A 14,877-nucleotide genomic window follows, 5' to 3' on the forward strand; every position below is an offset into this window, starting at 1 on the left:
CTCGTTCAGTTACCCGCCAGCAAGGCTTGCAGGCCTGCCTCGTCCAGTATCGCCACGCCCAGTTCCTGCGCCTTGGCGAGCTTGCCGCCCGCCTCCTCGCCGGCCACCACGTAGTGGGTTTTCTTGGACACGCTGCCGGACACCTTGCCGCCGGCGGCCTCGATCAGCGCCTTGGCCTGATCGCGGCTCAGCGTGGGCAGCGTGCCGGTCAGCACCAGCGTCTTGCCTTCCAGCGGCAGCGCCGCCGCCTCGGCCGCGGCCGGCAGGCTGGCAAGGATCTCGTCCCGCAGGCCGGCCAGGCTGGCCAGCGCCGCGCGGCGGCCCGGTTCGTCCAGCCAGTCGGCCAGGGCGTTGACCACCTCGGCCGGCAGTTCCAGCGCCAGCAACGCGCGGCGCTCGCTCTGCCCCAGCCAGGCCAGGCTGCGCTGCGCGGCCAGTTGCTGGCTGCGCACCTCGGTCAGCCGCGGAATGGCCAGCCGCGCCAGCAGCGACGCGTCGTCCAGCCGCTCGCGCAGCTTGGGCGACGGCGCATGCTCGTCGGCCGGCTTCACTTCGGCCAGCAAGGCGTCCAGCGCCTTTTCATTGTTGTCCTCGGCGAAAAAATCGGCCAGCGAATCGGCCACCACGCCGCCGATGTCCGGCAGCGCGGCGAACAACGCCGCCGGACAGCGGCGGATCAGCGCCATGGTGCCCAGCCAGTCGGCCAGCGTCTTGGCGGTGGATTCGCCGACATGGCGGATGCCCAGCGCGAACAGGAGTCGGGCCAGCGGCGGCGCGCGGCTGGCGTCTATCGCCTCGATCAGGTTTTCCGCCCACTTGCTGGCCACCTTGCCGGCCTTCACCGTCTCCGGCGTCACGCCCTCGTCCTCGTCGGCGCGGCGCTTCATCTCCAGCAGGTCTTCCAGCTTCAGCCGGTACAGGTCGGCCACGCCCTGGACATAACCGTACTCGACCAGCTTGTCGATATAGCGCTCGCCCAGGCCGTCAATGTCCATCATGCGGCGGCCGGCGAAGTGCTGGATCGCCTGGCTGCGCTGGGCACGGCAGGACAGCCCGCCCGAGCAGCGGGCGATGGCCTCGCCCTCCTCGCGCACCACGTGGCTGCCGCACACCGGGCAGGCGGTCGGCAAGCGGTAGGCCGGGTATCGCGGCTCCTCGCCGGCACTGAACAGGTCGCCGCCTTCGGCCGGCTGCATCGGCCGCTGCGCCAGCACCACCGACACCACCTCGGGAATCACGTCGCCGGCGCGGCGCACCACCACGGTGTCGCCGACGCGCACGTCCTTGCGCCGCACCTCGTCCTCATTGTGCAGCGTGGCGTTGGTGACGGTGACGCCGCCGACGAAGACCGGCTTCAGCCGCGCCACCGGCGTGATGGCGCCGGTGCGGCCCACCTGCTCCTCGATCGCCTCGACGCAGGTCAGCGCTTCCTCCGCCGGGAATTTGTGGGCGATGGCCCAGCGCGGCGCGCGCGACACGAAACCCAGCGCCTCCTGCTGGTCGCGCCGGTTCACCTTGTACACCACGCCGTCTATCTCGAAGGGCAGGCCGGCGCGGGCCGTCAGCACCGCCTCGTAATAGCCGGCCAGGCCGGCTGCGCCGCTGACCACCGGCCGCAGGCTGTCCATGACCACCGGAAAACCCAGCGTTTTCAGCCAGGCCATCTCGCCGGCGTGCGTCGCCGGCCAGTCAGCCCCGCCGACCTGGGCGATGGAATAAGCGAAGAACGACAGCCGGCGCTGCGCGGTGATGCGCGAATCCAGCTGGCGCAGACTACCGGCGGCGGCGTTGCGCGGATTGGCGAAGGTCTTGTCGCCGCGGGCGATCTGATCGGCGTTCAGCCGCTCGAAGTCGCGCTTCAGCATCAGCACCTCGCCGCGCACCTCCAGCAGCGCCGGCGGATTCGCGCCATCCAGCTTCAGCGGAATCGCGCGTATGGTGCGCACGTTCTCGGTCACCTGCTCGCCGGCCACGCCGTCGCCGCGGGTGGCGGCGCGGGTCAGCACGCCGTTCTCGTACAGCAGGGAGATAGCCAGGCCGTCGAACTTGGGTTCGGTCGCGTACTCCACCTCGGCCGCGTCCAGTCCCTTGCGCACCCGCTCGTCGAACTGGATCAGCTCGGAGTGGCGCTCGGCCGGGTCGGTCAGCTGCATGTCGGAGAAAGCGTTGGACAGGGACAGCATAGGCACCGCGTGCACGACGCTGACGAACTCGTCCAGCGGCGCGCCGCCGACGCGGCGGGTCGGCGAATCGGAGACCGCCAGTTCCGGATGCGCCTCTTCCAGCGCCTGCAGCTCGCGGAACAGGCGGTCGTATTCGGCGTCGGGCACCGTCGGCGCGTCCAGCACATAATATTCATGGCCGTAGCGGTTCAGCAGCTCGCGCAGCTCGGCTGCGCGCAATTCATTTGCGGTCATCGGAAACTCTCGAACGGCAAAAGGGCCGGCAAAGCCGGCCCCGGGTATCGTCAAATCATCGTTCAGGCGAACAGGCGCAGGGCCGCCACGCTGCCCGGCGCGATGCCGCGGTCGTCCATGCTGCCATAGATGTGCAGCAGCTGGTCGCGGATGCGGGCCAGCCCCGTCTCGCTCAGCACGCGGCGGTTGTCGTCCACCAGCTGGGCGTCGAACTCCTGCGCCAGCTGGCGCGCGAAATGCACGGCGCGGTCGAACACGTCGACGCCGCCGGCGACGCGTGGCACGTCGAACAACAGCGTCAGCGCCGGGAAGGACTTGTCCAGCAGCGTGTGGAAAGTGAACGGCATCTGGTCGGCAGCCACCAGCGAATAGAGAGTATTGCCGGAATCGGCCAGGTAGTGGAAGGCGCCGTCCGGCTCCAGCTGCAGTCCGGCCGCCTCGGCGAAGCTGCGCAGGCGCGCGCCCTCGATGGCCGATCGGGGCACGATGTTGATGCCGATCAGCACGTCGACGTCGGCGCAGAAGCGGTCCAGCTCGCGCGCGGCCACCAGCTTCTGCTGGCGCTGCGGGAAGCTGACGGCGGCGTCATGGTCCTCGGCGAAGCGCGACACCTGCTGGCAGAAGGCGGCGAGCTCCTGCTCGGTCACCGCGCCGGAGCGGTCCACCATCTGCATGCTGACGTTGATCTGCTTGTAGCGGGTGCCCGGCAGCGCCTCGGCCACCTTCCACAGGCCGCGTTCGGTGCGGCCGATCAGTTGGGTGCGCTTGCCGACGTTGAAGCGCGGCATCGCGGCCAGCTCGTGCGGCTCGTGGAACACCACCTCGGCGATGAAGTCCAGCGACGGATCCAGCATCGCGACCACCAGCGCCTGGTGGTCGGCGGAGTCCATCGCCAGCTCGGCCTCGTCCTCCTCGTCTATCACCGGCACGTCGAACTGCGGCGCGGCCGGCTCCTGTCTGGCAGGATGCGCGGCCGGCTCGCGGGCGACGGGCGCCTGTTCGGGAAACTGCGGCTCGAACGCCAGCGCGTCATCCTCCGGCTCCAGCTCCGCGTCCACCAGCACCGGCTCCATCCTGTCGGCTCGCACGCCGTCGCGGACATTGTTCTTGGGAACGTCCAGCAATACGTCATCATGGGCGCGCGCGAACGCCTGCTGCGTCCGCTTGCGGAAACGCCATTCCTGGAACACGTTGAAACCGACAACCAGGGCGATCACGCCGCCGCCCAATATCAATACACCAATCTGCAATTCGCTCATTAGCCAGTCCGCATTAAGGCGAATAATCGAAGCCGCCTGTCCAAAACCATCAAGAGCCGGTAAACAAGCGCCCTGACGCCGCGCCCCGCGCCGATCGCCCCGGATGCCCGCCCGTTTCTTGCGGCGATGCTTTTCAGGCAGCTTCCCGTTATTATCCTGTCCCTGCCCGGCCGCCGTTTTCCGGCTGCCGGCCCGCCGCTCGCGGGCATTTCTCGCTCATTATAACGAAAGCCCGCCTCGGCGCACCATTTGGCAATGCCCTGGCGCTTGACAAAAACCGATTCCAGGCTGGCGTCATGCCGAAATCCGGCATTCCCCGCGCTGCCATCGATCGATCCGCCTTGTTTACTGCCGATAAGGACAGGCCGATCTAGAAAATTTTGTCTGGATGAACATGACATTTCAGACAGGCGAATTTATCCAGAGCGCGTGTCAGAATTGTAGGTGACTCTGTCAATTAGGGCCTTACTCTGTACCACTCTGCTTAAGAACAGCACGGGGACTCTTTCGATGAAAAAATCCGATCAAGCCAGTTTCCTGCCTGTCGTACGCGAACTGTCGCGCACCTATCAGGCCTTTGAACAGTTCGCCAGCTACAATATCCGCCGGCTGGGACTGACACCGCCGCAATTCGACGTGGTCACCACGCTGGGCAACAGCCAAGGGATGAACTGCAAGGAGCTGTCCGATCACACGCTGATCACCAAGGGCACGCTGACCGGCGTGCTGGACCGCCTGGAAGACAAGGGCATCGTCACCCGCAGCATGCAGCCCAACGACCGCCGCAGCGTATTCGTGGCTTTGACCCCGTACGGCCAGCAATTGTTCAATGACGCCTTCCCGGCCCATCTTGACTACATGCACAACGCCTTCCAACAATTCGGCGAGCAGGACCTCTCCGGATTCTGCAACGAGCTTGGCCGCCTGCGCGCCAGCTTCAGCCAGGCGCTGGAGCAGCAGGAAAACACGCCGGCCTGAGCCGCCGGCGGGGCGCTAGCGCCCCTTCACCTCGAAGCGCACCGGCACCGTCCAGTCGGACTCCACCGGTTTGCCGCTGCGCTTCGCGGGAACGAAACGCCACCTCGACACAGCATCGGTAGCGGCTTGATCCAGCCGCCTGAAACCGCTGCTGCGCGCCACCGTCACCGCCAGCACCCGGCCGTCCACGCCAGCTCTGACGCTGAGCGTCACCACGCCCTCCTCTCCGAGTTGGCGGGAACGCTCCGGATACGCGGGTTGCGGATTCTCCAGATACGCCGGCGCGTATGAGGCGTCGCTGTCCCCGCCCCCTTTGAGCGCGCCCGTATCGGCGCCCTCCGTCTTTCCCGCTCGATTTCCGCCGGTGAGTGCAGCAAGTCCGCCAGGTCCAACGCCATCCTTCGGCTCCGTCTTCCATTCTCGTCCCGCCCATTCCGGCGTTGCGGGCACAGGCGAGCCAACGCGTCTTTTCTCCGCCTCCGGATGACCAATGCCTGGCCGACGCCCGCCTGCCGCCGCCGGCCTGCCCGGCGGCGGGGAGCCATAGCGGGCTGGGTCCGAACGAATGGCCGCGCGGTCAGCAGAAGGCGAGCCGGCCGGCCTCAACGCCAGCACCAGCGGCGCCGTATCAGCGGGCGGCGCCGTGGCGCGGCCGTCCAGCGCCAGCCAAGCGGCCAGCGCCGACAAATGGATGGCGGCGGACAGCAACAAAGCCCGCCACCAGCGCCTGTCGTCGCGGTTCAGCAACGCATCGCCGCCCCCGGACGGCTGTACTGCCACCATGCCACCGCGCAGCACAGCAGATAGAACAGGAAGAACATCCCGAATGCCGGCAGAAAGCTGCCGAACCAGCTCAGCGAGGAACCGAAGGCCTTGGGAATCACGAAACCGCCGAAGGCCGCCATCACCGAACTGACATTCATCGCCGAAGCGCCGCGTCGGCCTCCTCTGGCATAAGCCTGCTGCAGGCTTTCGCCATGACGCTGCGCGTCGCGGCCGGCCTGGATCAGGAAGACCTTGGGCGCCAGCTGGTAGGACGAGCCGTTGCCGACGCCGGCGGCGAAAAAGATCAGCTGGAACATCGCCAGGAACAGCCAGAACGAACCGCCGCTGACCGCAGACGGCAGGCTCAGGTAGACGCCGACGGTGCCCAGCGCCATCAGCAGATTGCTGGCCACGGTGGCCACGCCGCCGCCGACGCGGTCGCCCATCCAGCCGCCCAGAGGACGCGACAGCGCGCACACCATGGGCCCGACGAATAGATAGGGGCTGGCGTCCACCTGGGGAAACATCGCGCGGGCGAGCAGCGGGAAGGCGGCGGAAAAACCGAGAAAGGTGCCGTAGCTGCCCATGTACAGCAAGCAGATATACCAGGTGTGCCCCTCGCGCATCGCGTCCAGCTGGTCGTGCGGCGTGATGCGCAGCTTGGGCAGGTCGTGCGCGTACAGCAGGCAGGCCGCGGCGATCAGCGCGATCAATGGCAGCCAGACGTAGGCGGCGTTCTGCAGCCAGACGAAATGCACCTCGCCGCCGCGGCCCCACACCTGGGGCTCGCCGGCCCAAGCGCCGAACAGCGGATACAGGATGCACAAGGGGATCAGCAGCTGCGCCACCGACACGCCCAGGTTGCCGAAACCGGCGTTGAGCCCCATCGCCAAGCCCTTCTCGGACCTGGGGAAGAAGAAGCTGGTATTGGACAAGTGGGACGCGCTGGCGCCGCCGCCTACGCCGCACAATCCCGCCACCAGCAGCAGCTGCCAGAACGGCGAGGCGATGTCCTGCACCACCCGGCCTACGCCCCAGGCCGGCAGCAGCAGCAATAGCGTCGATAGCCCCAGCCATAGGCCGCCGCCCACCCAGCTCCAGATCCACGAGTAGATCAAGCGCATCAGCGCGCCGACCAAGGGCGGAATCGACACCAGCAGGAACTGCTGCTGGCCGGAGATCAGGAAGCCGACCGCCGGCAGATTGACCACCACCATGCTCCACATCATCCAGATGTTGAAGTTGAGGTGCAGGGAAAACACGGACAGCCACAGATTGCGCCGGGCGATGCCGCGGCCGCGGCTCAGCCAGAAAATGACGTTTTCCGGCTCCCAACGCTTGATGCTTACGGTCATGACTCGACTTCCACAATGACAGAACGACGCGTCCGGACTGTCGCACGCAATCCAGTCGGCCAGGCGGCGCAGTATGCCATCCGCCCATGCCGGCGGACTTGCGCCGGATCAAGACCGGATTGGGCGCCTGTCCGCGATCGCTTCATGGAAGGCGCGCTCCGGCCGGGCGCGGGACGCGAGTCGAACGGCGCCCGCGCTCAAGCCGTTTCGCGCATCTTCAGCGCCTCGACGATGTCCACCGCCACGATGCGGCTGACGCCCTGCTCCTGCATGGTCACGCCCACCAGCTGCTCGGCCATTTCCATCGTCAGCCGGTTGTGTGAAATATAGAGGAACTGGGTGCGCTCGGACATCTGCTTGACCAGGTCGCAGAAGCGGCTGGTATTGGCGTCGTCCAGCGGCGCGTCCACCTCGTCCAAGAGGCAGAACGGCGCCGGATTCAGGGAAAACAACGAGAACACCAGGCTCATCGCGGTCAGGGCCTTCTCGCCGCCGGACAGCAGGTGGATGGTGCTGTTCTTCTTGCCCGGCGGCTGGGCGATGATCTGCACGCCGGCGTCCAGCAGGTCCTCGCCGGTCAACACCAGCTCGGCGCGGCCGCCGCCGAACAGGGTGGGGAAGAATTCGCGCATCTTGGCGTTGACCGCGTCGTAGGTGGTCTGCAGCATGTCGCGGGTTTCGCCGTCTATCTTGGCGATCGCCTCCTCCAGCGTCGCCATCGCCTGGTTCAGGTCGTCGGACTGGCTTTGCAGGTACTCGCCCCGCTTCTTCGCTTCGTCCAACTCCTGCAGCGCCGCCAGGTTGACCGCGCCCAGCCCTTCCAGCGCGCGCGCCAGCCGGGCGATTTCCGCCGCCAGCGCGTTTGGCTTCACGCCTTCGTTGAGGTCGGCCAGCAAGGCAGCCTCATCCGCCTCCGCCTGGGCCAGCTCCTCGGCGAAGCGCTCCATCGCCAGCCTGGCCTCCTGATGCTTGAGCAGCCAGTCGGAGCGCGCCTCGCGCAGCGCCGGCAGCGCGGCATTGGCCTCGTGCTGGCGCTGGGTGATCTCGCGCATCCGCTCGGTCAACTGGTTGAGCCGGTCGCGCGCGGCGGACACTTCGCCATCGCGCGCCTCGCGCTCGGCCAGCGCCATTTGCAGCGCCTCCTCGGGCACCGCCTCGTCCACCGTTTCGGCTTCGCCGACCAGCGTTTCCAGCCTTTCCTGCAGTTGCTCGTCGCGGTCGGCCAGCTCGCGGCCGCGGCGCGACAGCTCGGCGACTTTCTGCTCGGCGCTGTGCAGCGCCAGCTTGATCTCGTGCAGCACCCGCTCGGCGTCGCGCGCCTTGTTGCGCGCCAGCTCCAGGCGGGTTTCGGCGTTCAGGCGCTCCAGCCGCGCCTCTTCCAGCTGCAGGCCCAGCTCTTCCAGCGTCAGCGCCGCCTCCTCGCCCATCAGCTCGGCCTCGGCGATGCCCTCCTCGGCATGCCGCCGCTCCTCGGCGATGCGGCCGCGCTCGGCCTCGATCGCCGACAGCCGCGCGGCGCCTTGCCGCGCCGCCTGGTCGAGCTTGACGTGCTCCAGCGTCGACGCGTTCAGCTCCGCCTCCAGACGGGTCAGCGATCCCTTCTGGCCGCGCACCGCCTCGGCCAGCATATTGCCGATGCTTTGCAGGCTGTCCCGCTTCTTCTGCATGGCGTCGATCTCAGGCCGCAAGACGTCGGCGCGGGCCGATGCCTCGTCCAGCTGCCGCTTGCGCGCCATCAGGCCGTCGCCGCTGGCTTCGGCGTGATAGCGCACGCTGACGGCGTCGACGCGATGGCCTTCCGGCGTCAGCCAGCATTCGCCGGCCGTCAGTTCGCCGCGCCGCGCCAGGGCGGCGTCCAGCGTATCGGCCAGATACACGCCGGCCAGCCAGTCGCCCAAGGCCGCGTCGAACGGCGCTTGCGCCTTCACTGCCGCCGACAGGGCCGGCCAGGCGCGCTCGGGCAGCCCGGCCGCGGCGGCGCGCTTGCCGTCCACCACCGCCAGCGCCGCCGGCGGCGGCTCGCCGGGCAAGGCGGCGGCGCGGGCGGACAGACGCTCGCCCAGCGCCGCTTCCAGCGCCTGCTGCCAGCGCGCGTCCACCTGCAGCGACTGCCACAGCTGCGGCGCGTCGGCCAGGCCATGCGTCTCCAGCCAGCCGGCCAGCTGTTCGTCCGCCGCCTCGCGCTGCAGCAGCGCGGCCAACGCGGCGGCTTCGGCTTCGGCGCGCGCGAGCTCGGTGCGCTTGGCGGCCAGTTGCTGATCGATCTTCTCCCGCTCGGCGGCGAGATCCGCCTGCTTGGCCTCGTCGGCCACCAGCCTCGCCCGCACCGCGTCCAGCGCGGCCTTGGCCTTGTCCACCGCCTGCCGCGCGGCGTCCAGCGCCTGGTGCTCGGGCAGATTCAGATCGGACAGTTCGCGCGTCAGCGCGGCGTCGCGGCCGTCCAGCTGCTGCATGCCGCGCTGCCAATGTTCTATCTTCTGCCGCGACAGGTCCCGCTCGCGGGTGAGGTTGGCCTGTTGCGCGACCAGCTGCGACTGCCGCTGGTCCAGCTGGCGGAACGCCGCCTCGGCGGTCGGCAGCTCGTCGGCGCCGTCCTCCAGCGCCATCTGCGCTTCCTCCTGCCTCAGCTGCGCCTCTTCCAGCCTGGGCAGCCAGTCGTCCAGCTCCGCCTCCACCTGCTGGCGGTTGTCCGCCAGTTGCTGGCGCTCGCCGCGCGCGGCCAAGAGATCGCGCTCCAGCCGCTGCCGGCTTTGCTCGCGGTGTCGCTGCGCCTCCTCTAGCCTCGCCAGCTGGGCGTTGGCCTCGAACAGCCGCTGCTGCGCCTCGTGCACCGCGTCGCTGGCGGCGAAATGCTGCTCGCGCACGGTTTCCTGTTCGGTTTCCAGATGGGTGGCCGAGGCTTCCAGCGCGGCCTCCTCGGTTTCGATGCGCGCCAGCTCGCCGCGGGCGTGCGCCTCGTTGCGGGCCGCCTCCTCGCGCCTCGCCAGCGCCAGCAGGTTCTGCTTGTGCGTCAGCGCGCCGCGCATGTCGTGGTATTGCGCGGCCACTTCGGCCTGCTCGGACAAGCGCTCCACCTGGCGCTCCAGCTCCTGCTGCAGGTCGGCGATGCGTTCCAGGTTGGCGCGGGTGTCGGTCAGGCGGTTTTCGGTCTCGCGGCGGCGCTCCTTGTACTTGGACACGCCGGCCGCTTCCTCCAGATAAGCGCGCAGCTCTTCCGGCCGCGCCTCGATGATGCGCGAGATCATGCCCTGCTCGATCACCGCGTAGCCGCGCGCGCCGACGCCGGTGCCGAGGAAAAGATCGGTGATGTCGCGCCGCCTCACCTGCTGGCTGTTGATGTAGTAGCTGGATTCGCCCTGCCGCGTCAGCACCCGCTTGATCGCCACCTCGGCGTACTGGCCCCATGGGCCGGTCAGCTGGCCGTCGCCGTTGTCGAACACCAGCTCCACCGACGCCCGCGACACCGGCTTGCGGCTGGACGAGCCGTTGAAGATCACGTCCTGCATCGATTCGCCCCGCAGTTGCTTGGCCGACGACTCGCCCAATACCCAGCGCACGGCATCGATCACGTTCGATTTGCCGCAGCCGTTGGGGCCGATCACCGCCACCAGTTGGCCCGGCACCGCGATGCTGGTGGGGTCGACGAATGACTTGAAACCGGCGAGCTTGATATGGGTCAGGCGCAAAACGTCCTCGCTGCGAAGTGGAGCAAACTGTTCATTTTATCAGGCCGCCGCCGCCGGCGCTCGCGCCGCCAAAGCGACAAAATGCCGCTAGCCAGCCGGCATGGCAGTTGTGCCATAATGGCCGTATGGAATCCCTATCGCTGTCCCATCACTTCCTGATCGCCATGCCAGGCATGGGCGACCCGCTGTTCGCCAAATCGCTGGTCTATCTGTGCGAGCATGGCGAGCACGGCGCCATGGGTCTGATCATCAACAAGCCGTCCGGCATCGCCATGGCGCAGCTGTTCGACCAGATCGACCTGCCGCTGGACGACGAGGATACCCGCACCGGCCTGGTCTACTTCGGCGGCCCGGTGCAGCCGGACCGCGGCTTCGTGCTGCACCAGCCGGCCGGCAACTGGCAATCCAGCCTGATGGTCACCGACGACATCGCGCTGACCACCTCGAAGGACGTGCTGGTGGCGGTGTCCGAGGGCAAGAAGCCCGAACAGCTGCTGATCTCGCTCGGCTATGCCGGCTGGTCCGCCGGCCAGCTGGAAAAGGAAATCGCCGACAACGGCTGGCTGACCGTGCCGGCCGAGCCGTCCATCGTGTTCGACCTGCCGTACGAAGAGCGCTACGACGCCGCGATGGCGCTGCTTGGCTTCGATCCCTCCCTGCTGTCGTCGGATGTCGGCCATGCCTGAAGGTTGCGCATTGGCTTTCGATTTCGGCGAGCGCCGCATCGGCGTCGCCGTCGGCGACACGATTCTCGGCATTCCCCATCCGCTGGCCACGATAGACACGGCCGTCACCGACGAGCGCTTCGCCGCCATCGCCAGGCTGATAGAAGAGTGGCAGCCCAGGCAGCTGGTGGTGGGCCTGCCCATGCATCCGGACGGCGAGGAACATGAGCTGTCCGCGCTGTCGCGCCGCTTCGCCAACCGGCTGAAGGGCCGTTTCGGCCTGCCGGTATGGCTGGTGGACGAGCGCTACACCTCGGTGATCGCCGAGCAACTGCTGGAAGAGGCCGGCGTGAAGAAAGGCCGCAAGCAGAAGCCGGCGCTGGACCAGGTGGCCGCCCAGGCCATCCTCGCCGGCTGGTTCGAGCAGCCGGGCACCGCCGTCTGATGCCGGCCAAACTGTTCGCCTTGCTGCTGATCGCCGTCAGCGTCGCCGGCTTCTGCTGGCTGTGGCGCCAGGCGCAGCTGGCCAATGCCGCGCAGGACTGGCCGGTGGCCGTCGGCACGGTCGAACGCAGCGAGGTGGAATGGCGGCAGCGCCGCGGCGGCGACAGCAGCGACCCGCGCGAATACCGCGCCGACGTCGTCTACCGCTACCAGGCGGGCGGCCAAACCCACCGCGCCGGCAACATCCGTATCCCCGACGCCGGCTTCGGCGGCAGCCAGACGCTGGCGCAGGACACCGTCAGCCGCTATCCCGTAGGCGCGTCGGTGCAAGTGCGCTACAACCCGGCCAAACCGGAACAGGCTTGCCTGGAGGCCGGCGCCCACTGGAGCGTGCGCGCCGGCCAACTGCTGATGCTGCTGTTCGCCGTCGCCGGCGTCGCCCTGCTGATCCGGGGCTAAGCCCCCTCCCTGCGCGTAGGGCCGACCAGGCCCTTCCCATCCCTGGAATTGGGCGCAAGCCATTGTTTTGTTCGAAACTATGAAGCGCCATTGAGTCCGATGTCCGAGCGGCCGATACGGACAGCCAAGGCAGACTCAAACAAGGGCTCGTCATCAGCATCAGCCAAACCACGCGGCTTGCGCTGGCCAGCGCCGCGCTGCTGGATGGCGGCATCGTCGACGCCATGGCCGGAGCTATTCCGCCCCCCATCAAACGACGACAGGCCCGGAAATCCGGGCCTGTCTGCTTGGCATGCCTGCACCGAATCGGCGGTCAGCGGCTGCCCTTGCGGCTGGCCTTTTCCTGCTCCCGCGCCTCGCGCTCGGCGGCGCGCTGGGCGGCGATCTCCTTGGCGCGCTTCTCCCACTTCGCCCACTCTTCCGGGCGCTCCAGCGTGATGCGGCCGGTCTGGCCGTCGCGGAAATCGGTCAGCACGATCTCGGCCGCCTTCTGCATATTGATGCGGCCGCCGGACAGCACCGCGCCGCGCCGCTTGCCTATCCGCTCCAGCGCCTGCCAGTCCTGCGCGCCGTCCAGTTCCTCCTCATCCAGCTTGTAGCGGGCGGCCAGTTCGGCGCGGTAATGCACCAGCAGGTATTTCAGCAACTCCAGCGCCACCTCTTCCTCATCCATCGCGTTGCGGCCGACGGCGCCGCTGGCGGCCAGATTGTAGCCGCCCTCCTCCACCTCGATCTTCGGCCACAGCATGCCGGGGGTGTCGTAGAGCTCGAAGTCGTCGGCCAGGATGATGCGCTGCTCGTTCTTGGTGACGCCGGGCATATTGCCGGTCTTGGCGATCTTGCGGCTGGACATGCTGTTGATCAGCGTGGACTTGCCGACATTGGGAATGCCGCAGATCAGCACCCGCAGCGGCTTTTCCAGTCCGCCGCGGTTGGGGGCGAGCGCGCGGCAGGCGGCGATCAGCCGCTGCGCCGGCGCGCGCTCGCCGGCGTCCATGCCCAGCGCCTCGGTCTGCTTCTTGGCGCGGTACCAGGCCAGCCACTGCTCGGTGACGGCCGGATCGGCCAGGTCCTGCTTGTTCAGCAGCATCAGCCTGGGCTTGCCCTTGGCCATGCGCGCCAACATCGGGTTGGCGCTGGACGCCGGCAGGCGGGCATCCAGCATCTCGATGACGACGTCGATATCCTTCAGGCGCTCGGAAACATCCTTGCGCGCCTTGTTCATATGGCCGGGAAACCATTGGATTGCCATTGTTCAGCGCTTTCTAATCGGGTCCAGCAGATAAGTCAGACCGTTGTGGTCGAGTTCCTGCATCAGTTGCAGCAGCCGGCCGATCTCGCCCGGCGGAAAGCCCTCGCGGGCGAACCAGTTCAGGTAGTTTCCCGGCAGATCGCAGATCAGCGTGCCCTTGTGCTTGCCGAAAGGCATCGTGCGGGTGGTCAGGGAGAGCAGGTCTTCGGCTTGCATGATGGCAGGTATAGATGAGGTTGGGCATTGTGCCAAAGTCGGCGGCTTGCTGCCAGGCTTGACCGGGGACAAGCGGCCGCCGGGTTTCGCTGCAGGGCGCCGGCGGCCGGTTTAGCATGGCGTACAGCCATCAAGCCGATCCATCGGCCGCTTTTCCCGGTTCGCGCAGAGCCGTTTGCGGGCGCTCCGGCGCCCGCCTTTTCATCGGGCCGGCATCGGTTTGCGGTCGTTGAAGTACAGGAAGCCCTTCACCACCCGGTAGATGTACCACACCCACACCGCGAACAGCACGAAGGCGCCGACCACCAGCCAGATGGTGGCGAAACCGACGACGTAGCCGAGCAGCGCCAGCCAGAAGGTGCGAATCTGCCATTCGAAATGGCTTTCGTACAGCGTGCCGCGCACATCGTCGCGCTTCACGTAGTTGATGATCACCCCGACCAGCGCGGTGACGCCGACCAGCAGGCTCACCGCCTGCAGGATGTACACCGCCAGCGTCAGATTGTTCAGCTTGCGTTCGTTCTCGTCGTGCAGCTCCAGCTCCATGGGCATGCTCTCCTGTTCTATTGTCCAGACAGTTCGGCAAAACGCGCCGACAATCGTTCGCGGCAGCGCCGGCTGGCCTCGGCCACGCCGCCACGCGGCAGCGGATGCGCGCGCCAGCCGCGCAGCGCGCCCGGCGCGCGGCCGGTCGGCAGCAACACCGGCAGCGCCGGCTGGAACGCCAGCCCGCGCGCGGCGGCCAATGCCTGCGCGCGGCGGTTGGCCTCGTCCAGCAGCGCCAGCTCGTCCAGCGCCAGCTCCACCTGTTGCCACTCCAGCAGCAGGATGCGCGCGGCAAGCCAGTCGGCCGGCTCGGCGACGCGCTCCGGCGTCCGCCCTTCCGGCCAGCCGCGGCCGAGCGCCAGGCGCAGCGCCAGCAGGCGGATTTCCGGCAGCAGCGCCTCCGACAGGCAGGCGCCGTCCGGCAACGCACGCGGCGGCCCCGGGCGATAAGCCAGCGCCTCGCCGTCGGTCGCCAGGGCGGCCGGGTACAGCGGCAGGTCGGCCTGGGGCAGACTGCGGCTGGTGGCGAGTGAAAGGGCGTCGCTGACTTCGTTCATGGCACTGTCTCCTGGATGGAAGCTTGCCGCCGCTCCGGAGACCATTTGCTGTTTGAGACTGAAATGACAAATGCCGCCGGTGATGCGGCGGCATGGTCGGAATGTGCTCGAGGTGTCGCGTTTCTCGCTGTCGAGCCTATCCCTGGCGCCGCCGGGAGGGGCGGTACCAATAATAGGCGTGGGCGAAGAAAACGGTGCGTTCGAGCATTCGGCCATGCTGCCAATGATGGCCGCCGCCGTCAAGCCGTTGTTTCCCAAGACTTGGCCGCCATCAAGAA

Annotated in this window: 13 protein-coding genes; 4 read left to right on the plus strand and 9 right to left on the minus strand. The window is 67.9% G+C overall.

The annotated features are described in order from the left end of the window. Positions 1–5: 5 nt before the first annotated feature. Together ligA and CV_RS19325 are read right to left on the minus strand one after the other, a co-directional pair. On the minus strand, positions 6–2,417 hold the full coding sequence (gene ligA, locus CV_RS19320; protein ID WP_043596760.1) for an NAD-dependent DNA ligase LigA: 2,412 nt from the start codon (positions 2,415–2,417) through the stop codon (positions 6–8). A 62-nt stretch (positions 2,418–2,479) separates the two neighbouring features. After that, positions 2,480–3,676 carry a cell division protein ZipA C-terminal FtsZ-binding domain-containing protein gene (locus CV_RS19325; RefSeq protein ID WP_011137451.1) on the minus strand — a complete coding sequence of 399 codons (1,197 nt, stop codon included), beginning with the start codon at positions 3,674–3,676 and terminating at the stop codon, positions 2,480–2,482. Positions 3,677–4,186: 510 nt separating this feature from the next. Between CV_RS19325 and CV_RS19330 the strand changes: the two genes are divergently transcribed. Next, positions 4,187–4,654, plus strand: coding sequence for a MarR family winged helix-turn-helix transcriptional regulator (locus tag CV_RS19330; RefSeq protein WP_011137452.1), 468 nt, complete (start codon positions 4,187–4,189; stop codon positions 4,652–4,654). Between the two features lie 15 nt (positions 4,655–4,669). On the opposite strand, the gene CV_RS23095 is transcribed toward CV_RS19330, so the two are convergent. From CV_RS23095 to smc, 3 genes are all read right to left on the minus strand, one after another. After that, positions 4,670–5,437: an energy transducer TonB gene (locus CV_RS23095; protein ID WP_080509073.1), complete on the minus strand. Its 768-nt coding sequence runs from the start codon at positions 5,435–5,437 to the stop codon at positions 4,670–4,672. Next, positions 5,395–6,774, minus strand: coding sequence for an MFS transporter (locus CV_RS19335; RefSeq protein WP_011137454.1), 1,380 nt, complete (start codon positions 6,772–6,774; stop codon positions 5,395–5,397). The genes CV_RS23095 and CV_RS19335 overlap by 43 nt, the downstream gene beginning before the upstream one ends. A 197-nt stretch (positions 6,775–6,971) precedes the next feature. After that, positions 6,972–10,460 (minus strand): chromosome segregation protein SMC, encoded by a 3,489-nt coding sequence (gene smc / locus CV_RS19340; protein ID WP_011137455.1) that lies wholly within the window; start codon positions 10,458–10,460, stop codon positions 6,972–6,974. Positions 10,461–10,585: 125 nt separating this feature from the next. Between smc and CV_RS19345 the strand changes: the two genes are divergently transcribed. From CV_RS19345 to CV_RS19355, 3 genes are read left to right on the plus strand one after another with little or no spacing between them, the layout of a single operon-like run. Next, positions 10,586–11,146 carry a YqgE/AlgH family protein gene (locus CV_RS19345; protein WP_043596763.1) on the plus strand — a complete coding sequence of 187 codons (561 nt, stop codon included), beginning with the start codon at positions 10,586–10,588 and terminating at the stop codon, positions 11,144–11,146. Continuing rightward, entirely contained in the window at positions 11,130–11,570 is a 441-nt protein-coding gene (gene ruvX, locus CV_RS19350) for a Holliday junction resolvase RuvX (RefSeq protein WP_043596766.1), read from the plus strand. Before CV_RS19345 ends, ruvX begins: the two co-directional genes overlap by 17 nt. After that, entirely contained in the window at positions 11,570–12,028 is a 459-nt protein-coding gene (locus CV_RS19355) for a DUF3592 domain-containing protein (protein ID WP_011137458.1), read from the plus strand. The genes ruvX and CV_RS19355 overlap by 1 nt, the downstream gene beginning before the upstream one ends. A 313-nt stretch (positions 12,029–12,341) precedes the next feature. On the opposite strand, the gene ylqF is transcribed toward CV_RS19355, so the two are convergent. From ylqF to CV_RS19375, 4 genes are all read right to left on the minus strand, one after another. Next, positions 12,342–13,280, minus strand: a complete 939-nt coding sequence (ylqF, locus tag CV_RS19360) for a ribosome biogenesis GTPase YlqF (protein WP_011137459.1) — start codon at positions 13,278–13,280, stop codon at positions 12,342–12,344. Positions 13,281–13,283: 3 nt separating this feature from the next. Beyond that, entirely contained in the window at positions 13,284–13,496 is a 213-nt protein-coding gene (locus CV_RS19365; RefSeq protein WP_043596768.1) for a DUF3820 family protein, read from the minus strand. 201 nt (positions 13,497–13,697) lie between these two features. Then, entirely contained in the window at positions 13,698–14,048 is a 351-nt protein-coding gene (locus CV_RS19370) for a DUF4870 family protein (RefSeq protein ID WP_223938065.1), read from the minus strand. A gap of 11 nt (positions 14,049–14,059) precedes the next feature. Beyond that, on the minus strand, positions 14,060–14,599 hold the full coding sequence (locus CV_RS19375) for a hypothetical protein (protein ID WP_052278874.1): 540 nt from the start codon (positions 14,597–14,599) through the stop codon (positions 14,060–14,062). Positions 14,600–14,877: the final 278 nt, after the last annotated feature.

It is taken from the genome of Chromobacterium violaceum ATCC 12472, from assembly GCF_000007705.1.
In the GTDB taxonomy this organism is placed as follows: Bacteria; Pseudomonadota; Gammaproteobacteria; order Burkholderiales; family Chromobacteriaceae; genus Chromobacterium; species Chromobacterium violaceum.